32 protein-coding genes are annotated in these 26,062 nt (G+C 63.8%); 10 read left to right on the forward strand and 22 right to left on the reverse strand.

Annotated features, from left to right (window positions below; genetic code table 11):
• The gene (locus PLO63_14625; GenBank protein HOI75377.1) at window positions 1–723 is read left to right on the forward strand and encodes an acyltransferase; all 723 of its coding nucleotides are present in this window, start codon (window positions 1–3) and stop codon (window positions 721–723) included.
• Between the two features lie 97 nt (window positions 724–820).
• On the opposite strand, the gene PLO63_14630 is transcribed toward PLO63_14625, so the two are convergent.
• Window positions 821–1,243 (reverse strand): GNAT family N-acetyltransferase, encoded by a 423-nt coding sequence (locus PLO63_14630; protein ID HOI75378.1) that lies wholly within the window; start codon window positions 1,241–1,243, stop codon window positions 821–823.
• Window positions 1,244–1,518: 275 nt separating this feature from the next.
• On the opposite strand from PLO63_14630, the gene PLO63_14635 reads away from it, so the two are divergent.
• From PLO63_14635 to PLO63_14675, 9 genes are all read left to right on the forward strand, one after another.
• A complete protein-coding gene (locus PLO63_14635; protein HOI75379.1) occupies window positions 1,519–2,268 on the forward strand; it encodes a ParA family protein in 750 nt (249 codons plus the stop codon).
• Window positions 2,261–2,860 carry a hypothetical protein gene (locus tag PLO63_14640; protein ID HOI75380.1) on the forward strand — a complete coding sequence of 200 codons (600 nt, stop codon included), beginning with the start codon at window positions 2,261–2,263 and terminating at the stop codon, window positions 2,858–2,860. Before PLO63_14635 ends, PLO63_14640 begins: the two co-directional genes overlap by 8 nt.
• Window positions 2,860–3,174, forward strand: a complete 315-nt coding sequence (locus tag PLO63_14645; protein ID HOI75381.1) for a YhbY family RNA-binding protein — start codon at window positions 2,860–2,862, stop codon at window positions 3,172–3,174. Before PLO63_14640 ends, PLO63_14645 begins: the two co-directional genes overlap by 1 nt.
• A gap of 182 nt (window positions 3,175–3,356) precedes the next feature.
• Window positions 3,357–4,016, forward strand: a complete 660-nt coding sequence (locus PLO63_14650; GenBank protein ID HOI75382.1) for a histidinol phosphate phosphatase domain-containing protein — start codon at window positions 3,357–3,359, stop codon at window positions 4,014–4,016.
• A gap of 74 nt (window positions 4,017–4,090) precedes the next feature.
• Window positions 4,091–5,377, forward strand: a complete 1,287-nt coding sequence (locus PLO63_14655; protein ID HOI75383.1) for a glycosyltransferase family 4 protein — start codon at window positions 4,091–4,093, stop codon at window positions 5,375–5,377.
• Complete coding sequence (locus PLO63_14660; GenBank protein ID HOI75384.1) at window positions 5,358–6,068, forward strand: class I SAM-dependent methyltransferase; 711 nt, start codon at window positions 5,358–5,360, stop codon at window positions 6,066–6,068. Before PLO63_14655 ends, PLO63_14660 begins: the two co-directional genes overlap by 20 nt.
• A 1-nt stretch (window position 6,069) precedes the next feature.
• Window positions 6,070–7,113: a hypothetical protein gene (locus PLO63_14665; GenBank protein HOI75385.1), complete on the forward strand. Its 1,044-nt coding sequence runs from the start codon at window positions 6,070–6,072 to the stop codon at window positions 7,111–7,113.
• A 34-nt stretch (window positions 7,114–7,147) separates the two neighbouring features.
• Window positions 7,148–7,870: an acyltransferase gene (locus PLO63_14670; GenBank protein ID HOI75386.1), complete on the forward strand. Its 723-nt coding sequence runs from the start codon at window positions 7,148–7,150 to the stop codon at window positions 7,868–7,870.
• 104 nt (window positions 7,871–7,974) lie between these two features.
• Entirely contained in the window at window positions 7,975–9,561 is a 1,587-nt protein-coding gene (locus PLO63_14675; protein ID HOI75387.1) for a radical SAM protein, read from the forward strand.
• Between the two features lie 2 nt (window positions 9,562–9,563).
• Here PLO63_14675 and PLO63_14680 read toward each other — a convergent pair whose 3' ends face one another.
• From PLO63_14680 to modA, 21 genes are all read right to left on the reverse strand, one after another.
• Window positions 9,564–10,232: a class I SAM-dependent methyltransferase gene (locus PLO63_14680; GenBank protein ID HOI75388.1), complete on the reverse strand. Its 669-nt coding sequence runs from the start codon at window positions 10,230–10,232 to the stop codon at window positions 9,564–9,566.
• Window positions 10,233–10,381: 149 nt separating this feature from the next.
• The gene (locus PLO63_14685) at window positions 10,382–10,741 is read right to left on the reverse strand and encodes an RNA-binding protein (protein ID HOI75389.1); all 360 of its coding nucleotides are present in this window, start codon (window positions 10,739–10,741) and stop codon (window positions 10,382–10,384) included.
• Window positions 10,742–10,826: 85 nt separating this feature from the next.
• Complete coding sequence (locus tag PLO63_14690) at window positions 10,827–11,027, reverse strand: cold-shock protein (protein ID HOI75390.1); 201 nt, start codon at window positions 11,025–11,027, stop codon at window positions 10,827–10,829.
• A gap of 293 nt (window positions 11,028–11,320) precedes the next feature.
• On the reverse strand, window positions 11,321–11,851 hold the full coding sequence (locus PLO63_14695; GenBank protein HOI75391.1) for a hypothetical protein: 531 nt from the start codon (window positions 11,849–11,851) through the stop codon (window positions 11,321–11,323).
• A 35-nt stretch (window positions 11,852–11,886) separates the two neighbouring features.
• Window positions 11,887–12,303 carry a nickel-responsive transcriptional regulator NikR gene (gene nikR / locus PLO63_14700; GenBank protein HOI75392.1) on the reverse strand — a complete coding sequence of 139 codons (417 nt, stop codon included), beginning with the start codon at window positions 12,301–12,303 and terminating at the stop codon, window positions 11,887–11,889.
• A 101-nt stretch (window positions 12,304–12,404) separates the two neighbouring features.
• On the reverse strand, window positions 12,405–13,415 hold the full coding sequence (hypE, locus tag PLO63_14705; protein ID HOI75393.1) for a hydrogenase expression/formation protein HypE: 1,011 nt from the start codon (window positions 13,413–13,415) through the stop codon (window positions 12,405–12,407).
• A complete protein-coding gene (hypF, locus tag PLO63_14710) occupies window positions 13,412–15,760 on the reverse strand; it encodes a carbamoyltransferase HypF (GenBank protein HOI75394.1) in 2,349 nt (782 codons plus the stop codon). The genes hypE and hypF overlap by 4 nt, the downstream gene beginning before the upstream one ends.
• A gap of 2 nt (window positions 15,761–15,762) precedes the next feature.
• Window positions 15,763–16,422 (reverse strand): hydrogenase nickel incorporation protein HypB, encoded by a 660-nt coding sequence (gene hypB / locus PLO63_14715; GenBank protein HOI75395.1) that lies wholly within the window; start codon window positions 16,420–16,422, stop codon window positions 15,763–15,765.
• Entirely contained in the window at window positions 16,419–17,531 is a 1,113-nt protein-coding gene (gene hypD / locus PLO63_14720) for a hydrogenase formation protein HypD (GenBank protein ID HOI75396.1), read from the reverse strand. The genes hypB and hypD overlap by 4 nt, the downstream gene beginning before the upstream one ends.
• Window positions 17,518–17,748, reverse strand: coding sequence for a HypC/HybG/HupF family hydrogenase formation chaperone (locus tag PLO63_14725; protein ID HOI75397.1), 231 nt, complete (start codon window positions 17,746–17,748; stop codon window positions 17,518–17,520). Before PLO63_14725 ends, hypD begins: the two co-directional genes overlap by 14 nt.
• A gap of 152 nt (window positions 17,749–17,900) precedes the next feature.
• On the reverse strand, window positions 17,901–18,251 hold the full coding sequence (gene hypA / locus PLO63_14730; GenBank protein ID HOI75398.1) for a hydrogenase maturation nickel metallochaperone HypA: 351 nt from the start codon (window positions 18,249–18,251) through the stop codon (window positions 17,901–17,903).
• On the reverse strand, window positions 18,244–18,741 hold the full coding sequence (locus PLO63_14735) for a hydrogenase maturation protease (protein HOI75399.1): 498 nt from the start codon (window positions 18,739–18,741) through the stop codon (window positions 18,244–18,246). Before PLO63_14735 ends, hypA begins: the two co-directional genes overlap by 8 nt.
• Before the next feature lie 106 nt (window positions 18,742–18,847).
• Entirely contained in the window at window positions 18,848–19,516 is a 669-nt protein-coding gene (cybH, locus tag PLO63_14740) for a Ni/Fe-hydrogenase, b-type cytochrome subunit (GenBank protein ID HOI75400.1), read from the reverse strand.
• A gap of 16 nt (window positions 19,517–19,532) precedes the next feature.
• Window positions 19,533–21,206, reverse strand: a complete 1,674-nt coding sequence (locus PLO63_14745) for a nickel-dependent hydrogenase large subunit (protein ID HOI75401.1) — start codon at window positions 21,204–21,206, stop codon at window positions 19,533–19,535.
• Window positions 21,207–21,225: 19 nt separating this feature from the next.
• A complete protein-coding gene (locus tag PLO63_14750) occupies window positions 21,226–22,419 on the reverse strand; it encodes a hydrogenase small subunit (GenBank protein ID HOI75402.1) in 1,194 nt (397 codons plus the stop codon).
• 205 nt (window positions 22,420–22,624) lie between these two features.
• Window positions 22,625–22,963: a LysR family transcriptional regulator gene (locus PLO63_14755; protein ID HOI75403.1), complete on the reverse strand. Its 339-nt coding sequence runs from the start codon at window positions 22,961–22,963 to the stop codon at window positions 22,625–22,627.
• Window positions 22,964–22,984: 21 nt separating this feature from the next.
• Window positions 22,985–23,548, reverse strand: a complete 564-nt coding sequence (locus tag PLO63_14760; protein ID HOI75404.1) for a formylmethanofuran dehydrogenase subunit E family protein — start codon at window positions 23,546–23,548, stop codon at window positions 22,985–22,987.
• 124 nt (window positions 23,549–23,672) lie between these two features.
• On the reverse strand, window positions 23,673–24,389 hold the full coding sequence (locus tag PLO63_14765; protein ID HOI75405.1) for an ATP-binding cassette domain-containing protein: 717 nt from the start codon (window positions 24,387–24,389) through the stop codon (window positions 23,673–23,675).
• Window positions 24,386–24,799: an ABC transporter permease subunit gene (locus PLO63_14770; GenBank protein HOI75406.1), complete on the reverse strand. Its 414-nt coding sequence runs from the start codon at window positions 24,797–24,799 to the stop codon at window positions 24,386–24,388. The genes PLO63_14765 and PLO63_14770 overlap by 4 nt, the downstream gene beginning before the upstream one ends.
• A 57-nt stretch (window positions 24,800–24,856) precedes the next feature.
• The gene (locus tag PLO63_14775) at window positions 24,857–25,045 is read right to left on the reverse strand and encodes a hypothetical protein (GenBank protein ID HOI75407.1); all 189 of its coding nucleotides are present in this window, start codon (window positions 25,043–25,045) and stop codon (window positions 24,857–24,859) included.
• Window positions 25,046–25,816, reverse strand: a complete 771-nt coding sequence (modA, locus tag PLO63_14780; GenBank protein ID HOI75408.1) for a molybdate ABC transporter substrate-binding protein — start codon at window positions 25,814–25,816, stop codon at window positions 25,046–25,048.
• Window positions 25,817–26,062 lie beyond the last annotated feature (246 nt).

Here is a 26,062-nt window from a genome sequence, read left to right on the forward strand (position 1 = left end):
ATGGGCAAGACGGCGGACATGATGCTGGACGAAATCGGCGGGATCATCCGGGGCGGCCTCGATGAGGACGGAACGCTCCACATCCTCAGGATCCTCGACGGTCCGATCTATCCGAAGGCGTTCCTGGAAGAGATGACGCTCTACAGCGAGATGCTCCCGCTGGGGCGCGAGCATCCTTTCACGCCGGAGCAGCGCTGTCTTCACTTCCTGTGGGACGCCTTCGACCGGCTCCCCGTGTCCCTGGACGCGAATTTCGGGATCCTGTTCCGGAGGCTGATCGCGGAGCGCCTGTTCAAGAAGTGCGGCGCCGGGTTCATCGCGGAGGAAAACTGCCGGTTCAACTTCGGGCAGAACATCGAGGTCGGCGATTTCGTCTTTTTCAACCGAGGCGTGTTCGTGGATTCCAAGGGGGGAGTCACCATCGGTAGACACGTGGCGCTGACGGAGGACGTGCGGATCTTTACGCACAGCCACTCGGAATCGTCGCACATCGTCCGGGAATACAGGCCGGTTATCATCCGGGATTACGCGAAGATCTATTCCGGTGCCGTCATCCTCCCCGGTGTCACCGTCGGAGAACAGGCAATCGTGGCCTCACACTCCATGGTGGTCAAGGACGTCCCCGCCAACTCGCTCGTGGCCGGGATCCCCGCGCAGGTCGTCCGGATGAGGAAGACGGAGGGGAGGGAGGGGGAGGAGTTGGACCACCTCTGGCTATTCTGACGGACGGCCGCTGAAAAGGAGCCGTCTGCTGCGTTTCTCTCGTCCTTTGCCGCTCGACGTACCGAACAGTACGACTCGCGGCTCAGGACTTTGAGAGTTATTCCACCATTCCCCTTTTCCGTTTTTCCTCGTGCTGGAGAAAAAGGCCCATGCCCGTCTTCAGGCGGCCGAATCCCATGGCCTGATAAAAGCCTTCACGTCCCGGGCTTGCGTAAAGGATGACGTTGCAGGCCCCGACCTTTTTCAGGATCGTCCCCATGATGAGCTTTCCCACGCCCTTGCCCCGGTGTTCCGGAACGACCGCCATATCGTACACGGCCGCCTGGTAGGCCCCGTCGGAGATGGCCCGGCCGAAGCCGATGATCCGCTCGCCCTCGTAGATGAAGACGACGGCCTCGCTGTTTTCGAAGGCCCGTCGATGGCGGGCGTGGTCGTAGAAACCCATCCCCGCCTCCCGCAGTGTGGACTGGATTTGGTGCCAGTCCACTCCCTTGCAGTTCTCCTGGATCCTGTATTCCATCGTCTGTCCTCCCGGAAAGGCCGTGCGGGCGGTCCTTGCGAACGGCCGGGATTCCTGCCCGCGGGTCAACATGATCGGGGCGGATCATACTACACTTCACGGCCGGAGTGATAGCAGCCAATGCGGAAATGCGACATGAAATGCAGACGGGTCCCGGTTCCGGGGATTCAGGGAAAAGCTCGGAGGAAAAGTGGTTGCGCCGCGGGACGATTGATATTATCAATGCCTGTCGGTTGCCTGTCTTCCATCACATCCCTCGGATAAGGAGGCGGAGCATGGCCAGAAAGATCGCCTTCACGAACCAGAAGGGCGGCGTCGGCAAGACGACCGCCGCCCTGGGGCTCGCCGGCGGATTGACCCGCCGTGGTAAGCGAGTCCTCCTGGTCGACCTGGACGCCCAGGGAAACGCCTCGGCCTCCCTTGGACTGATCATCGAGGGAGAAAAGCCGACCGTCAAGGACCTCCTGGCGGAGGGCGGAAATCCATCGGAGTTCATTGTCCCCACGGATGAGGCGGATGTCCTGCCGGCCAACAACGCCCTCAAGGACATAGAGCCCATCCTGCACCGTGACGACGGCGTACGGCGCCTGAAGAAGCTCCTCGCCCCCCTGGAGCGGTCCTACGATTTCATGCTCTACGATTGCCCTCCCAGCATCAATATCTTCACGCGGAGCGCCTTGGCGGCGGCGGACGAGGTCATCGTCCCGGTGGAGGTGGGTTTCTTCGCCATCCTTGGACTCAAGCAGCTCCTGGAGGAGATCGAGGGGATCCGGAAGGAGTACAACCGAACCCTGAAGTTCCGGGGAGTCCTGCTTTCCAAGTTCGACCGGCGGACGGTCCTGTCCGACCAGATCCTGCAGGTTCTCCGGGACGACCTGGGGGAGCGCCTTCTTCGCACGGCCATCCGGGTAAACGTGGACCTGGTGAAGGCCCAGATCGCCCAGAAAAGCATTTTCGATTACGGTCCCCGGAGTGCCGGGGCCGAAGATTTCCAGGCCCTGACGGAGGAGATACTGTATGGTTAGGAAGAACGAGGAACTGCTCAACAAACTGAGCGCCCTGAAGCCGTCCGCGCCGACCCGCACGAGGTCTGTGAAACCGGCGAAAGGAAAGGCCGGCGGCGGGTCTCCGGGGACGAGCGAAAAACGCAGATCCTCCGGCCGGGCGAAAACGCCGGCATCGAAGTCCTCTCCCCCGGGTGCGGCGGGAAAGAAGAAGGATCGGGCGAAGACGGCCGACGCAGCCGGCAGGAAGGGCGCCCCGTTGAAAGCGTTCGCCGTGAAAGCGGCAGGGGGAAAGAAGACACCGGAACCTGAGACGCCGCTCCGGAAACCGAATGCACCGGATGAACGGGCGGCGCAAGCCCCGGTCACACCAACGGAAAAGCGGGAAGGATTGTCGACGGAGACAGGAAGTCCCTTCCGCCCGGACGCCTGGAAGACGGGCTTCTTCCGCTTCATTCCGGGGATGGACGGCGCGACCATCGGGGATCCGTCCTTCTGCCGCCGATCATGGTTCGACGGCTGGTTTCGCTTCTCCCGCCTGATCCTTGAGGTCGCGGATCTCCAGTGGAAGGTCATGTTGAGCCTGGCAAGGCCATGGCCGGGAGGGCGCTGATGGAGCTGCAGGGGTTTCAGCGGAAATACCTCCGCGGCCTCGCCCACGGGATCAAGCCGCTGGTCCTGATCGGACAGGCGGGCCTCACCGGGGGCGTCCTGGCGGCTGCGGAAGGAGCCTTGGCCGAACACGAGCTGATCAAGGTCAAATTCAACGATTTCAAGGAAAAGGACCGGAAGGAGGATCTCGCCGCGAGGATCGGGGCTGCCACCGGGTCGTCCCTCGTGGGGCTCATCGGACACACGGCCATTTTCTACCGGATGCAGCCGGACCCGAACCGGCGGCAAATCCATCTGCCCCAGCGCTCCTCCTGACGGAATCCCCGGGACCGGCAGCCGCCCCTCACGGGTGGTGCGATTCCGTCCATCCCATCGAAACTCTTCAAGAGTCTCGGTTGACCGTACGCGTTATTTCGTTGACCTTCCTGCGGAAATCTGCTAATTAGTCCGCTCCGGTTCAGGAGTTGACCGATATTACAGGGAAACGTGTTGATTCTGTGATCGATCTGCATACCCATTCCATCTTCAGCGACGGAGAGCTGATCCCCTCCGAAATGGCCCGGCGGGCCCAGGACAGGGGATATCGCGCCCTGGCCGTCACCGATCATGGGGATCACTCCAACGTGGATTTCATCGTGCCCCGGATTGCAAAGGCGTGCCGGAAGCTCTCGGGTGCATTGGGAATGCCCGTCATCCCGGGAATCGAGCTGACCCACGTCCCGCCGGAATACATCGCTGAACTGGTCCGGGAGGCCCGGGATCTGGGAGCCCGCATCGTCGTCGTTCACGGGGAGACCATCGCCGAGCCCGTGCTGCCGGGGACGAACCGGGCGGCCATCGAGGCGGCCGTGGACATCCTGGCCCATCCGGGTCTGATTTCCGAGGCCGACGTGATGCGGGCCAGGGAGCAGGGCGTGTGCCTCGAGATCTCCGCCCGGAAGGGGCACAGCCTCACGAACGGGCATGTGCTTGGCCTGGCCCGCCGATTTGAAGTTCCCCTGATTCTGAACACGGACAGCCACGGGCCGCAGGATCTCATCACCCGCGACCAGGCCGTCCGCGTGGCCCTCGGGGCCGGCATGAACCTACGGGAAGTGGAAGAAATGATGAGAAATTCCGAGGAGATTGTCCGGCGGGCCACCGCCGGGGGGTCCTGATTCCGTCCGGGGCCGCGCCCCGTACCCGCCATCGCCCCTCCCCGCGGTTGCCGCCTGCCTGGAAGAGACGCGTCATGAAACCAAAAAAAGCAGCAAAAGGAAAGAAGTCCAAACGATCCACCGGATCGCTCAAGATCTGCCTCCTGACCTACCGGGGCAACCCGGCCAGTGGCGGGCAGGGGGTCTACATCAAGTACCTGAGCCGCGCCCTCCGGGACCTGGGGCACAAGGTGGACGTCATCTCCGGTCCCCCCTACCCGGAGGTGCCCGAGGAGGTCACCCTTCACAAGCTTCCGGGCCTCGACCTGTACAATGCGGATCACCTGTTCCGCCCGACCCGGTACCGGGATCTCCTTTCGCCGGTCAACACCATGGAGTTTCTGGACATGTGCCTGGGAGGGTTTCCCGAGCCCAGGACGTTCGGGACCCGCGTCCACCGCTGGTTCCGCGATCGGAAGCCGGCCTACGACATCGTCCACGACAACCAGTGTCTGTCCTGGGGCATCCTGGATCTGGAAAAGCTCGGCTACCCGACGGTGGCAACGATCCACCATCCCATCACGGTGGACCGCGATACGGAAATCGACGCCGCCCCGAACCTGCTGAAGCGGCTCAAGGTGCGCCGCTGGTACTCCTTCCTGGACATGCAAATCAAGGTCTCCCGGCTCTTCTCGCAGATCATCACCGTCTCCGAGTGTTCGAAAGGCGACATCAGCCGGGCGTTCGGGGTGCCGGAGGATAAGTTCCGGGTGGTTCCCAACGGCATCAACATGGACTTCTTCTATCCCGCCAACGGGAACGGACGCCCGGAGAACACGATCCTCGTGACCAACAGCGCCGACACGCCCCTCAAGGGGTTGCGATACCTCCTGGAGGCCGTCGATTCCCTACGGCGGCGCCGTCCGGTGAAACTGACCGTCATCGGCCAGCCCAAGAAGGACGGGGCCATCGAACGCCTCGTCAAAGAGCTGCGGCTGGGCGACACGGTGACGTTCACCGGCCGCATCGCCTGGGAGGCTTTTGCCGGGTATTACGCCAAGGCCACGATGGCCGTCATCCCCTCCCTGTACGAGGGGTTCGGAATGCCCGCCGGTGAGGCGATGGCCTGCGGCGTGCCCGTCATCAGCACGACCGGCGGGGCGCTCCCGGAAGTGGTGGGAGACGCTGGCATCCTGGTTCCCCCGGCCGACCGGGAGGCCCTGGAGAGAGCCATCGAGGATCTCCTGGACAACCCGAAAAAGAGGGAGGAACTCGGGCGGGCCGGCCTGGAGCGCGTCAAAGGAGCGTTCACCTGGCGGCATGCCGCCCAGCGGGGCGTGGATGTCTACCGGGAGGCCATGAATGCTCACCGTCGACTTTGAGCGCCTGGACCTCCGGCCGGGAATGAGGGTTCTCGACGCCGGCTGCGGGACAGGCCGGCATATCTGTGAGGCCTTCCGGAGGGCCGATATCACCGCCGTCGGGCTTGACCTGAGCGAAGAGGACCTCCGCAAGGCCGGGGGCACCCTCTGGGTTATGAGCCAGGAGAACGGCTGCCGGGGCGCCGTCATGGCCATCAAGTCCGACGTGACGCGGCTGCCTTTTCCCGACGGGGCCTTCGACGTCGTCATCTGTTCGGAGGTGCTGGAGCACATCCCGGACAACCGGAAGGCCGTGTCCGAACTGATGCGGGTTCTCCGGCCAGGCGGGGATCTGGTGGTGAGCGTTCCCCGCTGGCTCCCGGAGCGGATCTGCTGGGCTCTCTCGGAGGCCTACCACAACGAGCCGGGGGGCCACATCCGGATCTACCGGAAGCGGGAGATCCGACGCCTCCTGGAAGATGCGGGTGCCGCCTTCCGGGGGATCGATTATCGCCACGGCCTTCACGCCCCCTACTGGTGGCTCAAGTGCCTTGTGGGCCACAAGCGGGAAGACTCGCGGCCCGTGAATCTCTACAAGCGTTTTCTGGAATGGGACATCATGGAAAAACCCAGGCTCACGGTCATCCTCGACCGGATGCTGAACCCGCTGATCGCCAAGAGCATCGTACTCTACCTGAAGAAGGGTTGCTGATATGGAGCGAACCTCGACCCGCCCGGCCCTGAAGCCGGACCTGAGACTGGACGTGGAAGCCACCGCCGGATTCATCGCCGGTGTACAGAAGGAAAACGGGGAAATCCCCTGGTCCGTCGGCGGCAAGACGGACCCGTGGGACCATGTGGAAAGCGCCATGGGGCTCGTCGTGGCCGGACGCCTGGAAGAGGCGCAGCGTGCGTACCGGTGGCTTGTGGATACGCAGCTCCCGGACGGAAGCTGGTGGTCGGCGGTCCGGGGTGGTGTCGTGGAAGATCCGACGAAGGACTCCAACTTTTCCTCCTACGTCGCCGTTGGCGTTTTCCACTACGGCTTGGTGACCGGCGACTGGGATACGGCGCTTTCCTTCTGGCCGATGGTCGAGGGGGGGATCGAATACGCCCTGGGCCTCCAGGCCCCGACGGGAGAGATCTACTGGGCCCGGAACAAGGAGGGCGTTGCCGATCCCATGGCCCTCTTGACGGGATCCAGCTCGATCTTCATGAGCGTCAAGTGCGCCCTGGCCATGGCCGGGCGCCAGGGACGGAAGATGCCCCGCTGGGAGGAAGCCCTCGGGAAGCTCGGCCACGCCATCCAGCATAAGCCGAACCACTTCAACATGATCAAATCCCGCTTCTCCATGGACTGGTATTACCCGGTTCTCTGCGGCGCCCTCCAGGGGCAGGATGCCCGCCGGCGCATCGACCGCTACTGGGAGCGGTTCGTTGTCCCCGACTGGGGGGTCCGGTGCGTCTGCGACCGGCCGTGGGCGACCATGGCGGAGACGTCGGAACTGGTCCTGGCCCTGGATGCGGTGGGAGAACACGAACGGGCCAAGGCCGTCTTCAGCTGGATCCTGGACAAGAAGTACGACGATGGCTCCTACTGGATGGGAGTGACCTTTCCCGATGCCGTCATCTGGCCGGAGGAGCGGACGGCGTGGACGGCGGCGGCGGTGCTCCTGGCCTATGATGCGCTCTACGGACTGACACCGGGGGGCCGTCTGTTCCGGCACGGTTTCTGGGAAGACGGGGGCCCACGCTGAGGGGAGGAGGTCTTCAGGCGGTTCGGAGGGGCCCATGCTGAGAGAACACCGCCCGTATATCCTCAAGCGCCTCGACCAGGCCTTCCAGGTCTGGTACGCGGACTACTTTCTCCGGCCCCATTTCGACCGCCTGGGCCGGGGGGGGACCTACATGAAGCCTTGGTATGTGGAGGTCTTCGGAGGGCCCATCACACTCGGCCACTACGCCCACGTCATCGCCGCCCCCGACAAGAGGGTCCGCCTCACCGTCTGGTCCACCCTGGAGACGGGAGGGCGGATCGACATCGGCGATTACTGCCTCCTGTGTCCCGGCGTGAGAATCTCCGCCGCCCGGGAAATCACCATCGGCGACAGTTGCATGATGGCCCACGGGGCCTATATCACCGACGCGGACTGGCATGGTCTCTACGACCGCTCCGACTCCTCCCTGGCGGTGGCCCCCGTGAAACTCGGGAACAACGTCTGGATCGGGGACAGCGCCATCGTCTGCAAAGGAGTCACCATCGGCGACCACAGCATCGTCGGCGCCGGCGCCGTGGTGACCCGGGACGTTCCCCCCTACACGGTCGTGGCGGGAAACCCCGCCTCCTTCGTGAAGGAGCTGGACCCCGCGCTGCCCATGAAGACGCGGGCGGACTGGATGGCCGATCCCCGGGGGCTGGCGGAGGAGTTTGCAATCATCGACCGGCACCATACGAAGGGAAACACCTGGACCGGCTGGATCCGGTCCCTGCTATTTCCCCGCCGGGGAGACTGAGGTTCCCGGCCGCGCCCCCGCAGCGTGATGGTTCGATGGGAGTTTGGGGAAGGAACAACAGAAATATCCGTGGCAGTCGAGCCAGGAAAGGGAAAACCGATACCATGAAAATCGCCATCATCGCCCCGCCGTATCCCCTGGAAGAGGCGCCGGCGCCGCCCCTGGGGGTCAGCTACGTCGCCGCCGCCTTCGAGCGGGCCGGCGCGGAAGTGCGGATTTTCGACTACATCGTCAGCCGGTACACCCCGGAAAAGCTGATGGCCCAGTTGGATGCCTTCCAGCCGGATGCCGTGGGCGGGACATCGGTAACCCTGAATTTTCCCGCGGCGGCGCGGATCGTCTCCACCGTCAAGGAGCACAATCCGGACATCATCACGATGATGGGAGGCCCCCATGTGTCCTTCGACGCCGCGGGCACGCTGAACGCCTATCCCGGCATCGACCTCGTCGTTCGCGGGGAGGGGGAGGAAACCATCGCCGATCTGGCCGGGGCGATCCGGGACCGGAAGAAATGGAAAGGCATCCAGGGACTCTCGTTCCGCGAAAACGGGTCCATCGTGGAAACCGAAACCAGGCCTTTCATCCCGGACCTGGACGAGTTGCCCATGCCGGCGCGGCATCTCCTGCCCCTTTCGCGTTACCGGGCCCTGGGCTATCCGGTCAGCATCATCACGAGCCGGGGCTGCCCATACTCCTGCATCTTCTGCCAGGGCCGGCGGATGGTGGGGAAAAAGGTGCGCCAGCGGACGGCGGCGCGGGTTGTGGACGAGATCGAGCACATCCTGTCCTACGGCATCGACCGGATCAACGTGGCCGATGACCTCTTCGTCTCGAACAAAAGGAAGGTGCGCGAGGTCTGCGACGAGATCCGGCGGCGGGGGCTGAAGTTTGCCTGGAGCGCCTTCGCACGCGTGAACACGGTGGACCCGGAGACCCTGGCGATCATGCGCGAGAACGGCTGCGACAGCATCAGCTATGGCGTGGAGTCGGGGAACCAGGAGATGCTGGATCGGATCCAGAAGGGCATCAAGCTCGATCAGGTGCGGAAGGCCGTCCGGATGTGCAACGACGCGGGAATGATATGTCACGCCTCGTTCATCGCCGGTTTGCCCGGAGAAACCATGGAAACGCTGAAGGAGACGGACGCCTTTGCCCAGGGTCTCGGGGCCATGTACGGCTACCACATCCTGGCCCCGTTTCCCGGAACGACCGTCCGCGAGGAGATCGAATCCTACGACCTGGAGATCCTGACCAGCGACTGGTCCCTTTACGACGCCAACCGGGCCGTGACGCGGACCTCCGCCCTGGGGCCGGCCGACATCGAGGGCTTCGTGGCGGAGTTCGAGGGGACCATCGACGAGGAGTGGCAGCGCCTGATCCGGGCCTACCATGACGGCACCATCGCACCCTCGGACCATTTCAAGGTGGAGGGGCACTACCGGACACAGCTGATTTATAAGATTCTCGCCGGGGACCTGATTGAAAACCTGGGATCGTTCCCCGCCGCCGGGGATCCGAAAGAGACCCGGCCGGAGCTTTGCTGCCGCATCACGGAGGCATCCGCTGCGAGCCCGGCCCTGGTGGAGAAGGTGATCGGCGAGTTCGTCGACAAGGGATTCCTGAAGGTGGAGCGGCAGGGCGACCGTTACGGGTGGTTCTGGACCCACAACAACCGGCTGGACCGCCTGTAGCCTTACGGCCGGAGCTTTTCCCAGGCGGCCGCCGCAGCGGACGTCACGGTCCCGCAGGGGGCCCGCCGCAGGAGTCCCAGCGTTCCAATTGTGGGCAGCGCCTCGAAGAGACCCGAGGCAAGGGCCAGGTTGTAGACGCACCAGGGGGCCTGGCCGCCCTTCGCGGGATCGGGGAAGAGGTCGTGAATGGCGAGATAACCGCCCGGAATCAGGTGTGAGACCCAGGAGTTGTAATCGGTGAAGGCGGCCTCGAAGGTGTGGCCGCCGTCGATGAAGACGAGGGCAAGGGGGCTTCGCCAGTGGGCGGCGACCTCGGCGGAGCGGCCGATGATGGGAATGACCGTTCCGACCAGGGAAAGCTCCTCCAGGGTCTCGCGGAAAAGAGGGAGCGTGTCGATGCGGCTGGTTTTCGCGTCCAGGAGGTCCGGATCGAAATAGGCCTCTCCCGGCTGCTGCTCCTCGGAGCCCCGGTGGTGGTCGATGGAGTAAAGCACACCCCCTCCTTCCCGGCATCCCAGGCCGAGGAAGGCGGCGGAGAGACCGCAGTAGCTGCCGATCTCCAGGCAGGCGCCCAGGCGGCTGGCCTCCCGGGCCAGATCGTACAGCCGTTTCGCTTCTTCCTCCGCCAGAAATCCCTTGAACGTCCGACCGAGCAGTTCCCGGAAATCCATGCCCGCTCCCCCTTTCTTTTCGCCGCCCTTCCTATCATACCTGCCATCGCCGGGACAACCCGCTTCAACGGGAATGCGGCCGGGAAAGGCAAAAAAGGCGGCCCGCAGGCCGCCTTTGAAGTTTCGTTGGGTCGAGAGACAGGTTCTTCTTAGTAACGGCCGCGTCCGCCGCCACCGCCGCCTCGGTAACCGCCGCCGCCACCGCCGCCGGGACGTCCGCCGCCGCGATAGCCTCCTCCCGGCCTTCCTCCACCTTCGTCCTTCCGCGGCTTGGCCTCGCTGACGGTCAGTGTTTTCCCGTCAAGCTGGCCGCCGTTGAAGCGGGCGATAGCTTCCTTGGCCTCCTCGGGGGTTTCCATCTCCACAAAGCCGAAGCCCTTCGAATAACCCGTGTACCGATCCTTGATGATCGTGATGGAGACGATCTTGCCAACCTCCGAGAAGTTGGACCGCAGGTCGTCCTCGGTAACATTCTGCGTCAGGTTTCCTACATACAGTTTTTTGCTCATGCGATTTCCCCTTTCGTGGGTACATGCCCCGCAACGCAAAAGAGGCGATCCCGCGAAGAAGATGCGCCTCTCCCGAAAACGGTCATTACAGGGCTTTTACGTTGGCCGCTGCGAGACCCTTGCGGCCCTTCTCAATGTCGAACGAGACCCGCTGTCCCTCCTGCAAGGTCTTGAATCCACTGTCCTGGATGGCGCTGAAGTGAACGAAAATGTCTTCCCCCTCGTCCGTCTGGATGAATCCGAAGCCTTTCTTCTCGTTGAACCACTTCACCTTTCCTTCTGGCATGGTCTGACTTCCTCCTTTCCCGGGTTTGTCAAAGTCGGATAGTGACCGCGGCAGAAAGAAAAACCGCCGAGGCTCTTGGGGTCCGCGGCGGTCTACCTTGCACCTCAACACTGTCGGTACCCAACTTGATCTGCGAAAGAAACGGAACCCCCCTCGGGATGTTCCAAACGCGCCGAATGCTACTCGCTTCCGGAAAAAAAAGCAAGCCGTTTCCCGGATTTTGGAGGCTTCCCGCCGTCTGCGAGCGCCCGGTTGTTGCAGGGACGGCATGCCTCGGGGAGCCTGAATTTACCCTACTGCTGCCGTGTATTCACAGCGCCTCTGGTGGAATCTCCATCCTGCCCTGTGCTGTCGGGGGGAGGCTGGGAGGTCCGGAAGGGCTCAGACGGGGGTGCCGTCCCGGATGGCGCTGGAGATGCGGACGGTGGTCTCCCCGTTGCTGTGCCGCCTGCCGGGGCCTGTGATGCGGCGGATGTGCCGGGAGCGGTTGCCGCCTTTGCCGCATCGACCGTCGCCGGAGGTGGAGGCGCCCCGGGTGCCTTGCCGACCGGGGCGGCGCCGGGGGCCGCAGGGGAAGCGGACGGACCGCCGGAGATGCCGGCTTCCGGGGCCGGCTCCTGGAAGCGGGTGGTCTTCATCCGCCTCTGTTTCTTCGGGGTTTCCTCGGGAGGCATGTTGGAGATGTGCAGAGTGCCGTTTTCATCCGTCCACTGGTAGTACTCGGCCCCGGTGGAGACGTTCGTCCACAGAAACAACAGGACAAGCACCGGTGCCAGAAGGATGGAAACGCGATCCAGGCTTCTCCGGATTGTTTCCGAATTCATGGTTTCATCCTTTCTGCCTGTGTGGGTTCCCGCCTTCACCGGGCATCCTTTCCGGCGCTGGAGATGGAGAGGGAACAGTGGCGCACGCCCCGGGTCGCCTTCAGGCGGTTCGTCAGCTCCTGGATTTTGCCGGCCTTCCCGCGGACGGCGACGATCTCCAGGCAGTTGTCGTGATCCAGATGGACGTGCTGGGTGGAGATGATGAGTTTCTGGTAATCGTGCTGGATGTCGGTGATGCGGTTTTGCAGGTCCCGCTGGTGATGGTCGAACAGGAACGTGACAGCCCCGGCCACCTCCATGTCTTCCGCCCAGGCCTTCTTCACCAGTTCCTCGCGGATGAGGTCCCGCAGGGCCTCGGAGCGGTTGGTGTAGCGCCGCTCCCGGATCAGGCGGTCGAACTTGTCGAGGAGGCTCTTGTCGAGGGAAACTCCGAAGCGGACCAGTTCGGACATGGCGAAACCCTCCTGTGTTTTTCGGGTCTATGTATCAGGCAAAAGCCTTTCATGTCAATGCGATATGGGCTGCGAGTTCCTGCCGGGGGGGGGCCGATCCTTCAGCAGATCCGGGGAACCAGCTCCCCCGTGGGGAGGTCGACGACCCGGGAGCCGCCCACTGCGGTGTGCAGGATCAACCGGCCTTTTCCCGCCTCTGCAACGGCTCCGATGACGGCGGCGTCCCGGCCCAGGGGATGTCCCTTCATGGCCGAGAGGACCCGGTCCGCTTCCTCCTGTGGGCAGAACAGGGCCATTTTGCCCTCGTTCGCCAGGAAGAGCGGGTCCAGTCCGAGGATTTCGCACACCCCCCGCACCTCTTCCCGGATCGGCAGGCTCTTTTCTTCGATCGTGATTTCCAGGCAGGACTGGCCGGCGATCTCCGCCAGGATGGCCCCCAGCCCCCCGCGCGTGGCGTCCCGCATGCAGTGAACCCGTGAACTGGCGCCGAGGGCCGCCGCGACGAGCCCGTTCAGGGGCGCCGAGTCCGACAGGATCTCCGTCCGGAGGCCCAGGTCCTTGCGGACGCTCAGGACCGCCGCTCCGTGGTCGCCGAGGAACCCGCTCAGGATCACGGCGTCTCCCGGAGCGATGCTCCGGACGGAGAGGGGTGCGGGATAGCGGACGACACCGATCCCGGAGGTGTTGATGAAGATCCCGTCGGCGGCTCCCCGGGGGACGACCTTGGTGTCCCCGGTGACGATGCGGACCCCCGCCTTTTCGGCGGCCTCCGCCATGGAGCGGACAATCCGGTCCAGGTCCGCCAGGGGGAACCCCTCCTCCAGGATGTAGCCAGCGCTCAGGAACAGGGGCATCGCGCCGCAGACGGACAGGTCGTTCACAGTTCCGTGGACGGCCAGGGACCCGATGTCGCCGCCGGGAAAGAAAGGCGGTTGGATCACGTAGGAATCGGTCGTCAGGCAGATTTTCACTCCGTCGATCTCCGCGACGGCGCCGTCTTCCAGCCTTTCCAGCCAGGGGTTCCGGAAGAGGGGGACAAACCGCGCGGCGATCAGCTCGTGCGACAGCAGGCCGCCTCCGCCGTGCTCCAGCAGGATCCGGTCGTTGCTCATGTTTCGTGCCTCCGTGATGTTTCTTCCCGTTCTTTTTCTTTCAGGGCCTGTGCGGCGGCGATGATGGCCTGGCCGAGGGCGATCCCGCCGTCGTTGGCCGGAACCAAGCGGTGGCGCAGGACCTCGAAGCCCGCCCCTTCCAGGGAGGACGCGCACTCCTCCAGGAGCCGGCGGTTCTGGAAGCAGCCGCCGCTCAGGGCCGCCGTGCCGAGCCGGCTCGTCTCGCGAATGCGTCCGGCCAGGCCCGTGAGGGCCGAGGCCAGGGTGCGGTGGAACGATGCCGCCAGCGACGCCGGGCCTTCCCCCCGGAAAAGGCGCTCCATCAATTCCCGGATCGCCGGGAAGAGATCCAGGACGAGCACACCGTTTTCTTCTTTAACGGCAAAGGCTAGAAGCCGCCCCTTTTCCGTCCCGGCCAGGGCCTCCAGCTCCATCGCCGCCTGTCCCTCGAAGCTGACGCGGCGGCGGATGCCCAGGAGGGCCGACACGCCATCGAAGACCCTGCCGAGACTGGTTGTTGGAAGCCCGGCGAGGCTGCTGTCCATGATCCGCTCCAGCAGGTCCGGTGCCGTGCCGTCCGGAAGGATGCCGGACCGCCGGGCCGCCTCGGGCCAGGTGGCGCCGAAGGCCTCCCTCAGCAGGCTCGCGGCGGTGCGCCAGGGCTCCCGGATCGCCTTCTCGCCTCCAGGCAGGGAGAAGGGTTTCAGGTGCCCGGCACGGGTGAAATCCGTCTCCGTGGCCACCAGGAACTCACCACCCCAGGCCTGGCCGTCGGTACCGTATCCTGTGCCGTCCATGGCGAGGCCGATCACGGGGCCATGGGCGCGGTTTTCCGCCATGCAGCTCACGATGTGGGCGTGATGGTGCTGGACACGATAGACCCGCCGGTCCGTCAGGCCGGCGGCAAGGCGCGACGTGTGATAGCCGGGATGGAGGTCGCAGGCGACCCGGCTTGGGTCGCATTCGGTGATCCGCTGGACGAGGGCGATGCTCTCCTCGTGAAAATCCCTTGCCTGGGGCGTTTCCAGGTCGCCGATGTGGGGGCTGAGAAAGGCGGCGTCTTCCCGGACGATACAGACGGTGGCCTTGACCTGGGGGCCCAGGGCCAGGACGGAGGGGTATCTCCTCCGGAGCGCTACGGCCCGGGGGGTGTAGCCCCGGGCGCGCCTCATCACGGCGGGTCCGCCGGCGGCGACCATTGTGATGGAGTCGTCGCACCGGACCAGGATGTCCCGGTCGTGGACGAGGAAGCAGTCGGCAATGCCCTTCAGACGCGCCAGGGCCTCCCGGTTGCCGGTGCAGATGGGCTCGTCGGTCCGGTTGCCGCTGGTCATGACCAGGGCCTGGAAGTTCCCTTTCAGGAGCAGGTGCTGCAGCGGCGTGGAGGGCAGCATGATCCCCAGGGTGGCCATGCCGGGCGCCACCGACGGTGCCAGGAGTTTGCCCGGGCGCTTCGGGACCAGGACGATGGGCCGCTCGGGGGAGGCAAGCAGCTTTTCCTCTTCCGGTTTGAGGACCGCCAGCCGGCGGGCCGCGTCCACGTCCCGGACGAGGATCGCCAGGGGCTTCTCCTCCCTGTATTTTCTCTGTCGGAGCCGGGCGACGGCTTCCTCGTTTCCCGCCTCCACTCCCAGGTGAAATCCACCCAGACCCTTGATCGCCAGGATGCGGCCGCCCTTCAGGAGGCCGATGGCCTGCTCGATCTCATCGTCGGAAGTGACGGGACGGCCTTCGGCGTCCAGGAGCTGGAGGGACGGCCCGCAGACGGCGCAGGCGTTCGGCTCCGCGTGGAACCGTCGGTCGAGCGGGTCCTCGTATTCCCGGCGGCAGTCCGGGCAGAGGGGAAAACAGGCCATGGACGTGTTTTCCCGGTCGTAGGGGATGTCCCGGATGATGGTCAGCCGCGGGCCGCAGTCGGTGCAGTTGATGAAGGGGTAGCGGTATCGCCGGTCCCCGGGGTCGTCCAGCTCCGCCAGGCAGGCCGCGCAGGGGGCCACGTCGGGGGACAGGCGGACGCCCGCCTTCCCGGTGTCTTCGCTGGGAGCGATCCGGAAGTCCCGGTCTCCCCGGGGGGGTACCTCCGCGGACGCAACGGAAGTGACCTCCGCCAGCGGGGGCAGGGCATCGAGAACGTCCCCACCGAACCGGCGGACCGCCTCGGGGGCCCCTTCCACCTCAACGATCACCCCGTCGGTGCGGTTCTGGACGAATCCCGCCAGGGACCGTTCCCGGGCCAGCCGGTAGATGAAGGGGCGGAATCCCACGCCCTGGACGATTCCGGAGAAATGCCAGGCGAGGCGCATCGTTGCTGGCGCCCCGGCGGCGCTCCGGCCGGGCGCGGGCATGCCTATTCCACCCGCCGGCTTTGCATCCGTTTGGTGAGCCACGCGATCCACCCCTCCAGGCCTTCTCCGGTCTTGCAGGACACCTCGAAGATCTCGATCCCGGGATGGAGGGCCCGGGCGTCCCGGCAGGCCTTGGCGAGGTCGAAATCGACGTACGGGAGGAGATCGATCTTGTTGATGAGGAGAACCGACGCTTCCTGGAACATCAGGGGGTACTTGGCCGGCTTGTCGGCGCCCTCGGGGACGCTGAGGATCATGACCTTGTCGTTTTCCCCGATGCGGAACTCCGCCGGGCAGACCAGGTTTCCCACGTTTTCCACGATGAGGAGGTCCGTCTCGTCCAGGTTCAGGTCCGCCAGGGCCTCCCGGACCATGTTGCCGTCCAGGTGGCATCCCCCGCCGGTGTTGATCTGCACCGCCGGGATTCCCAGGGCGGCCACGCGGTCGGCGTCGAAAGTATCCTGGATATCCCCCTCGATGACGGCGATTCGGACCCGGTCGCGGAGGGCCAGGATGGTCCGCTCCACCAGGGAGGTCTTGCCGGCACCGGGGGAGCTCATCAGGTTCATGACATACAGGTTCTTCTCGTCGAACAGCGCCCGGTTTCCATCGGCGATCCGGTCGTTGGCGTCGAGGACGTTCTGAACGACTCTGACTTTCATGAAATTCCTCCCTTTGCTCTGGAATATTTGAAATGCGCCGCGCAGGTCCCCTCGGAGGACACCATGCAAGGACCCACGGGCTGCGAGGGTGTGCAGACGCGGCGGAACAGGGGACAGTCCTCGGGGGTGCGGACGCCCCGGAGGATCTCCCCGCAGGAGCAGCCCCTGATTTCTTCCGGGGGCATTTCCGGGACGGGATGACGGGATCGGGCGTCCCAGGTCCCGAAGTCATCCCGGAAAACGAGACCGCTTGCCGGGATTGTTCCCAGGCCCCGCCACTCGGCGTCGGAGGGACGGAACACCCGCTCCATCACCTCCCGGGCCCGGATGTTTCCCTCCGGTTTGAGCCCCCTCGTGTACTGGATCTCCACGTCGAATGTTCCCTCCGCAATCTGCCGGAGAAGCATCAGGATCCCCTCCAGGATGTCCGCCGGCTCGAACCCGGTAATGACCGCCGCCCGGCCCGAGGCGGGGATCCGCTCGTAGGCGGCGGTTCCCGTGATGGTGCTGACGTGGCCCGGGCAGAGAAAGCCATCGATATGGAGATCCGGGTCGTCCAGGAGGGCCTGGAGGACCGGCGGGACGACCTTGTGGACGGAGAAGACGGTCAGGTTGGACAGGCCGCGCTTCCGGGCCGCCAGGATCGCGGAGGCCACCGTGGGCGAGGTCGTCTCGAAGCCGATGCCCATGAAGACAATCTCTTTTAAAGACTCGGCTTCCGCCAGGGACAGGCAGTCCGCCGCGGAGGATACCACCCGGACGTCAGCGCCGTCGGCCCGCAGCAACTGCAGGCTGCGACCGCCCGAGCCGGGAACCCGCAGCATGTCCCCGAAGGTGGCAAAGACCACGTTTTCCCTGCCGGCGAGATGGAGGGCCGTATCCACGTCGCGGGTGGAAGTGACGCAGACGGGGCAGCCTGGGCCCGAGATCAGGCGGAGATTCCGGGGCAGAAGGGCCTTCAGCCCGTGGCGGGCGATCGCCTGGGTGTGGGTCCCGCAGACCTCCATCAGGGTGATCGTCCGGTCCCCGAGCGAGCCGGCCGTCTCCCCGATCAGGGCAAGCATGCCGCGGATCAGCGAGGGGTCCCGGTATTCGTCAATATATTTCATGGTCGATCAGCTCTTTCAGGAAGGCCAGTTTTTCCACGGCCAGGGCCTCGTCGATCCGATGGATGGCATAGCCCGCGTGGGAGATGACGTAGTCCCCGGGCCCGACCGGCTCGTCCACGATGTCGAGGCACACCTCCCGCGTCGTGCCGCCGATCTCGATGACGGCGAAGTTATCTTCGTCGATGGAAAGTATTTTCCCGGGAAAGCCGATGCACATGGTTTTTTACTCCTGACAGACTGCGGAATGGCTGTTTTCAGGCTGTTCAAAAAGGGTTGAATGCAAGGCGCCCGAAATACCGAGCCGCGAGTCGTACGTTTGGGTACGTCAGGGCGTCGGGGTATGAAAGCAACGCAGCGGGCAGCCCCTATTCAGCACCCGTCCACTTCCATTTCGATCAGCTTCATTTCCTCCGTCCCCCCCGTCAGCAGCACCTCGCTGCCGCCGCAGTCGGGACATTCTCCCGTGAAGGAGGGCGGCGACAGTTCCTTTTCACAGTTCAGGCAGTAGACGGTCACCGGACGGATGTCGAACCGGAGGACGGCCCCCTCGGCCCTGGTGCCCTGCGACTGGACGGAGAAGGCGAACCGGAGGGCCTGAGGATCGATGCAGGACAGGCGGCCGAAGGACAAAAGCAGGCTGTTCACCGTTTCGAAAGGGGTCTTCCGCGCCTGTTCCTCCACGATCTCCAGAAGTGACTGAACGAGAGACAGCTCATGCATCGCGCACCGGTTCCGTCCGGATGCCCAGGGCGTCCATCTCCTGCAGAAGAAGCTGTTCCATCACCGGCAACCGCCTCGTCATCTCCTCCGTCATCTCCAACCCCATGTCCCGCCACTGGTGCGGGACGATGCACAGGAAAGTGATTTCCGGCAGGTCGCCCATCATCTCGGCCTTGCACAGGACGTCGGAGAAGCTGACCTCGTGGGCCGTCGTGGGAGGGGGCAGATATGTAGACATCTCCTCATGGGTGAACCGGTAGATCGATCCCGGCGGATCCGGCAGCTTGATCGTATCGATGACAATCATCCGCTCGCATTGATCGAAAAGGCCCAGGAGGACGTACCCCAGGGTTCCCCCGTCCACGGCCTCCGCTTCTTCGGGCAAACGGTGGCGCTCCAGGAACCAGTGGAGAAAGTGAACCCCGAAGCCTTCGTCCTTCGTGATGATGTTGCCCAGCCCCAGGATGATGAGCTTCTTCTTTTCCATCATGGTGATGCTGCTGTTTATAAGGGAAGGGGGAAGCGCTTGACGGCTTCCCCCTTCCGGGAACGTTTTCAAGATCCGGCGATCCTGTCTCCGCCGCATTCCGGTCCGATCAGTGTTCTCCCTTCTTGAAGACGACGCCGCTGATCATGGAGGACACGGTGCCCTGCTTGAAGATCACGTCGTACCAGAAGGCCATGTAGATGTGGACGATGATGAAGAGCACGAAGGCCCAGGTCAGGACATGGTGGATGTATCGGACGGTGGCCAGCCCCCCCATGATGATCTCGAAAGGCTTGAGAACCGGATAGACCAGGGCCGTCCAGCCGGCATGGTATCCCGCCCCCATGAGGATCAGGCCCGTCAGGCAGATCAGGAACACCATGAAGAGAAGCCCGCCGTAGGCCAGGGACTGGAGCGGTCCGTACAGGTACTTGTGGTCCGGCGGCTCCTTGGAGACCAGCAGGTAGAACTTGACCTGTTTGACGGTGTTGGTGAAATCCGTCCAGGCGAAGAAGTCCTTCCAGTCGGCGTGGAACCGGGAGAAAACGGCCAGGTAGAGGCGCCAGACGAACAGGAACAGGAGCAGCACGCCGAAGAATACATGGACGCCTCGCGTGTTGCCCATGAAGAACTTGTTGACCGTTTCGCCCTGGGTCAGCGTAAAGGGGGAGGCGATGTAGAAACCCGTCACGATGAGGGCGAAGATGGAGAAGGCCATGATCCAGTGGTTGTAGCGGATGGCCACGGACCATTCCTTTTTCGGGACGATGTTTTTCATGGCAGACTCCTTTCTCCTATGCCACCCGGTACTTGCGGATCTCGTTGGTCTGCGGGTCGATGATGTGAACGGCGCAGGCCATGCAGGGATCGAAGGAGTGGATCGTCCGTATGATCTCCAGCGGCTGGTCGGCCTTGGCCAGTTTCAGGCCGATCAGGGACTCCTCGTAGGGGCCTCGCCGCCCGCCCTTGTCGCGGGGCGAGCAGTTCCAGGTGGAGGGGACGATGGCCTGGTAGTTGGCGATCACCTTGTCCTCGATGCGGATCCAGTGTCCCAGGGCTCCCCGGGGCGGTTCCGTCATGCCGCGTCCCTCGCCCTTCTTCGGCACGTCGCACTTCGTCCAGGTGCGCGTGTCGCCGGCCTTGACGTTCTTGATCAGCTCGTTCACCCACCCCTCGATGTGATCGGCGACGTATTTCGTCTCGATGGCCCGGGCGGCCGTCCGGCCGAGGGTCGAGAAGAGAACCGTCACCGGGAGGCCCGCTGCCTTCAGGGTCCCGTCGATGAGGTTCTTGAGCTCCGTGTGTCCCTGTGAATAGGCGACGACGAGCCGCGCCAACGGACCCACTTCGTAAGGGAGGCCGTCGTACCGCGGGGCCTTGCACCAGGAGTACTTCTCGTTCCCCTTCAGATGCCCTTCCTTGTCAAACCCCGTGTATTCGGGATACGTCCAACCCTTGTAGGGATGGAGGGGGCCCTTGTCCTGGTACCAGGCATGGCTGACTTCCTCGGTGATCTTTTCCTCGTCCAGGGACATCGGGTGAGCCACATCGGCGCCCTTGACGAGTCCCCGGGGGAAGAGGAGGCTCGTCCAGCCGTCATCCAGGGGGAGCCCGCCGTAGGCCAGGAAGTTCTTGACGCCGCCGCCAAGCCCCTGGATGCCTTCCTCCTTGTAGTAGGCCGCCGCCAGGAGAACGTCGGGGATGTAGGCGTTCTCGATGAAGTTCTTCATCTCCTTGAGCCGGAACAGGTACTCGCCGAGGCGCGAGGCGTCCAGGGCGTCCATGACCGACGAGACGCCACCCACGACCAGGCTCTGGGGATGGGGGTTCTTGCCGCCGAAGATGGCTGTCATCGCGGAGCCGACCTTGGAGACCTGCAGCGCGTCCAGGTAATGGGACGTGATGATCAGGTTGGCCTCCGGGGGCAGCTTGTAAGAGGGGTTGCCCCAATAGGCATTGGCGAAAGGACCGAGGCGTCCCGACTGGACGAACTTGGTCAGGCGCTGCTGAACCGCCTTGTAATGGGTCTCGGAGCAGTTGTAGGGATTCGCGCAGTAGGCCCGGGCCATCTCCACGGCCTTCTTCGGATCCGCCTTAAGGGCGCTGGTGATGTCCACCCAGTCCAGCCCGTGGAGGTGGTAGAAGTGCATGACGTGGTCGTAGAGGTACTGGGCGCCGCTGATGAGGTTCCGGACGAGCCGGGCGTTCGTCGGCGCCTGGACCTTGAAGGCGTCCTCGCAGGCGAGGATGCTGGCTTCGTAGTGGACGTAGGTGCAGACGCCGCAGAAACGCTGGGTGATGAGGCCGGCGTCCCGGGGGTCGCGTCCCTTCAGGATCGTTTCGAAGCCCCGCCACAGGGTGATGCTGCTCCAGGCGTCCCGGACGGTGTTCGAGGAGTCCAGTTCGACTTCAATTCTCAGGTGTCCCTCAATGCGGGTAATGGGATCGATAATCATTCGCGTGGCCATATAGAATACCTCCCGTCGCCTATTCCTTGTTTGCGGTGTCGTTGTCGTTCCGGTGGACCCAGGCCGTTGCCCCGGCATGGGCCGCGATGCCGGCGACGGTTGCGACCGTCAGCCCCATGGCGATGTGGTCCACCGTCGCTTCGCCGCCGCCGATGGTTGCATCCTGAATCGGCTTTTCCAGCGGTGCCATCGTGTCCCAGAAATTCGGCTCCGTGCAGCCGATGCAGCCATGCCCGGCCATGATGGGCCAGGAAACTGCATCGTTGAACCGGACCCGGCCGCAGTTGGCGAAGGTGTAAGGTCCCTTGCATCCCACCTTGTAGAGGCACCAGCCCTTTTTGGCGCCGTCGTCGCCCCACTCCTCGACGAACTCGCCCGCGTCGTAGTGGGGGCGGCGCTCGCAGTAGTCGTGGATGCGCTTGCCGTAGGCCCAGACCGGGCGTCCGAGGCCGTCCAGGGCCGGCAGACCGCCGAACATCAGGTAGTGCAGGATCGTGCCGACGAAGTTGATCGGATTGGGGGGGCAGCCGGCGATGTTCACCGTCTGGAGGCCCAGGGCCCGGCCGACGCCGGCTGCATCGGTCGGATTCGGCTTTGCCGCCTGGACGTTGCCGAAGGCGGAGCAGCTGCCGATGCAGATCGTCATGGCCGCCTTGGATGTCACCTCCCTGGCCACTTCGAGGCCCGTCTTGCCCTTCGGCCCCAGGGTCAGGTACTTGCCGCCCATCCCGAGCGGAATGGCTCCTTCCACGACGCAGACGAACTTCCCTGGGAAATCATGGAGGGCCTTTTCGAGGCACTGCTCGGCCTGGTAGCCGGAGGCGGCCATCAGGGTCTCATGATATTCGAGGGAAATGGTGTCGAGGAGGATGTCGTCGATGTTGGGATAGGACGTGCGCAGAAGGGCTTCGCTGCAGCCGGTGCACTCGGCCATGTGAAGCCAGACGACGGGGACCCGGCTGAACTGTTCCGCCGCCCGGGCCACCATGGGCTTGAAGACGGGCGGAAGCATCAGGGCGCCCGTCATGATCGACGTCCACTTGAGGAACGACCGGCGGGTGACGCCGCGCTCCTTCAGGACAGCCTGAAAGTCCTCCACTGGCGGCGGCAGCTCGCGGTCCATCCTGTCCAGATGGACGTTGCAGCGGTCCAACAGTTCGCGGTACTGCTTCCGCACCACACGATCGTATTGCGCGCTTTTCTGGTGTGCCATACTTCCCCCTTTCAGCTTGGATCGGAATATCCGCCCCGGAACGGGGTCTGGAAAGATTCCTGGCGGTATTGTTATGTCCGGAATAACATATATGCCGCCGGTGACATAAGTCAGATCAGACATACTGTCAAGGGGAAAAATCCAAAAAGCGCAATGATGTCACTGGTATGTATTTCGTGCTACGAGGAAGGATTGTACGGGATTTCTACTTCTTCACATAGTGCTGCTTGTCGAACCACTCTTCCGTTGCGCGGATACAGGCGTTGAGTCGTTCCTCCAGTTCTTCGAACTGATGCAGGAGACGTTTTGCCTCCTCCGTCAGGTGGCCGCCCTTTTCATGGGACCCCTTTTCGATGAGGGAGATTCCGAGCCGCTGCTCCGATGCCCGCACCCGTCCCCAGGCCGCCCGGTAGGACATCCCGAGCTTCTTGGCAGCCGCGTTCAGGCTGCCGCAGGCCTCGACCGCCCGGAACAGCTCCTGCCTGCCGTGTCCGAAGATGACCTTGCCGTCGCTCTCCAGCCAGACCTTATGACGGATCTTCATGGTGTGGTTGCCCTCCTTTCCTCATGCATAGGGGGATCGGCCCTGGCAGGCGAGGCAGGATCCACCGTCCCGGAGTGGGTAGGCCTCCCCGCAGGACGGGCAGACGGCCGTCGGCCCCAGGCGTTTCTTCTCCAAAAACTCCGGTTTCACAAAGACACGCTGCGTGCTCAGGATGGAGGTTGCGGCCTCCCGGATCTCCTTCAGCAGCGCTTCGAAGTCCTGTTCCCGTTTGGGGATGCGCTTGAAATACCAGGAATCGATCTGGGGCCACGCTTTGAGTTTCTCCGTGTCCATGTACACCCGGACGCCTTCTCCGGTGCTCTTCTCGTACATGGTCAGGGCGAAGCGGCCGGTGTCGAAAATCTTCATCCAGCCGTTCCCGATGGTGCAGGGAGTGAGGATCTGGACGGCGTCGGGAAGGCAGACCCTGGTTTCGCAGAGGGCGTCGAAGAACTCCCCCTCCGGGAGGTTCTGCTGCGCCAGGTCCACCATGAATCCGCCGATGATGAGGCCGGGGGCCATGCTCCCGTGGAACGACTTGATAAGATGAAGGTACTCTTCCAGTGAATAGGTTCCGATTTGCATGGAGTCTCCTTGTTAACGTGGATACGGTTTCAAATCAAGCCAGCACTGTTGACTCAGATCGGGTTTGAATCCGGTCTTACAACAGGTTGATGCGGATCGGATTTCAAATCCGGCCTGCCACCTTTTAAAAAGCAAGCGACAGCTTCGGCTCCCGAACGGCCTTCGACACCGGGTCACCCGAGCCGGAGGCGCCGGTGATCTCTTCCAGCCAGTCCCGGTCGATCTTGCCGTCCACGACGGGCAGGATGACGTCCGCCATGTACAGGGCTTCCGTGATGTCGTGGGTCACGTACAGGACGGACAACCGGCGCTCTTCTTTGATTTTCTTCAACTCGTCCCGGAGCTTTCGGCGCGTGACCACGTCGAGGGCGGAGAACGGCTCGTCCAGCAGGAGAAGCCGTGGGCGGGTCGCCATGGCCTGGCAGATGGCGCACCGCTGCCTCTCTCCGCCGGAGACCTGGCCGGGCCTGCGATCCCGCATCGGATTCAGGCCGAAAAAGCGGAACAGGTCCTCGACTTCCCGGCGGTCCTTCGCCGCAAAGGCAGCGTTGCCGAACAGCGACAGGTGCGGGAAGAGCGTGTAATCCTGGAAGACGTACCCCAGCCGGCGCTTGCGGGTGGAGAGGCAGATGCCACTCGCCCGGTCGAAAAACGTCTCGCCATGGAAGAGGATCGTTCCGTCATCGGGTTGCTCCAGTCCGGCCACCATCCGGATGATCGTGGTCTTGCCCGCTCCCGATGGCCCGATCAGGGCCAAGGTCGACCCCTCCGGGCAGGAGAAGGCGACGTCGATCTCCAGTTTCCCCAGCCGCCTGGAGAGGCGGACGTGCAGTCCTTTCACGATGCCTCCCTCCGGGTCAGCCGGTTCACGAGGAGCAGGAAGAAGTAACTGACGGGCAGGAAGGCCAGGGAGAGGATCCAGGCCTTTTCGTACTGGAACGACTCGACGGCCTCGTAGATGGCGATGGAGGCGACCCGGGTCTCTCCGGGAATGCTGCCTCCCACCATTAGGATCACCCCGAAGGCGCCCAGGCTGTGGAGAAAGACCAGGATCGCCGCGGCGGCGATGCCGCTTTTGCTGTTGGGCAGGACGACCCGGAAGAACGTGGCCAGCGGGGAGAGGCCGAGGACGGAGGCGCTCTCCCGGAGCCGCGGATCGAGCTTCTCGAAGGCGGCCTTGATCGGCTGGATGGCGAAGGGCAGGCTGTAGGTGGCGCAGGCCACCACAATTCCCGCAAACGTGAAAAGCAGAGACCCGCCGAAGAGGTTATCCCAGAGAGAGCCGACGGCTCCCCGGGGGCTCAGGAGTCAAAGCAGGTAGAACCCGATGACCGTGGGCGGCAGGGCGATGGGCAGGTTGATGAGGGCATCGACAAAGGTCTTTCCCGGCCAGGTGAAGCAGGCCAGGACATAGGCCAAGGGAGCGGCGATCACGATCAGCACCAGCGTCGTGATCAGGGCCAGCTTTGCTGAAAGGTAAAGGGGAAGAAGCTCCATCTATCGGTATCCGTATTTCTTCTTGATGACGTCGGCCGTCGGGGACTGGAGGAACTGGAGAAACCGCTCGGTTCCGGCGCGGTTCTTTGTGCGGTTCAAGAGACAGGCCCCCTGCAGGATCGGTGGCGCCTCGGCGATGTCGTAGTGGCAACCGCCGGTTTTGGATGCCCGCACGGAGGAAAGGGCGCAGAAGCCGACATCCGCCCCGCCCGTGGCGGCGTACTGGAAGGCCTGGGCGATGGACTGGCCGATGATCCACTTCTTGTCGGGGCTGTTCCAGATGCCGACTTGGCGAAGGGCCGCCTCCGCCGCCGCTCCGTAAGGCGCCACCACCGGGTTCGCAATGGCGACCTTCTGCACGTCCTTTCTCATCATGACGTCCCGCCAGTTTGCGGCGCTGCAGAATTTCTTTCCCTCAGCCCACAAGACGACGCTGCCTGTGGCATAGACGAAAGGTTTCCCCCCGAGACCTCTCTTGAAGAGATCCTGGGGCCGCGTCTCGTCGGCGGAGAGAAAGGCGTCATAGGGTGCGCCGTTTGTGATCTGGTGATACAGGCTCCCGGAGGACGTGAACACGCCTTCCACGGGGATGCCCGTCTCCCGGGTGAACGCTGCCGCGATATCCTTGAATGGCTGCTGGAAGTTGGCCGCCACGGCCACGCGGAGGGGCTCCGCGGAGCAAACCGGCGATGGCAGCGAAACCGTGCCCAGCAGGGCGAAGAGGACGAACAGGGTAAACAAAAGGCGGGATTTCAGAATGCAACGTCTCATCAGCAGGAGCCTCCTTCTTTCACGAGAACCGGAATTTCAGGCAAATTGATATGCGGACAATGACATATGGCATAGATAGCATAGGTGCAAGGTAGATACAAGGGAACAAATGGTGAGTCAGTCCACAAGCCAGAGGGGGACGGATTTCCAATCCGTCCCCCTCCGTTGCCGTTCCATTGCAGACGCGGAAACTCAGTGGCTTCCGCCGGCCTTCTCCTCGCCGTAGACCACCAGCTTGCCCTCGTG

It is taken from the genome of Syntrophales bacterium (genome assembly GCA_035363115.1).
Lineage (GTDB): Bacteria > Desulfobacterota > Syntrophia > Syntrophales > PHBD01 > PHBD01.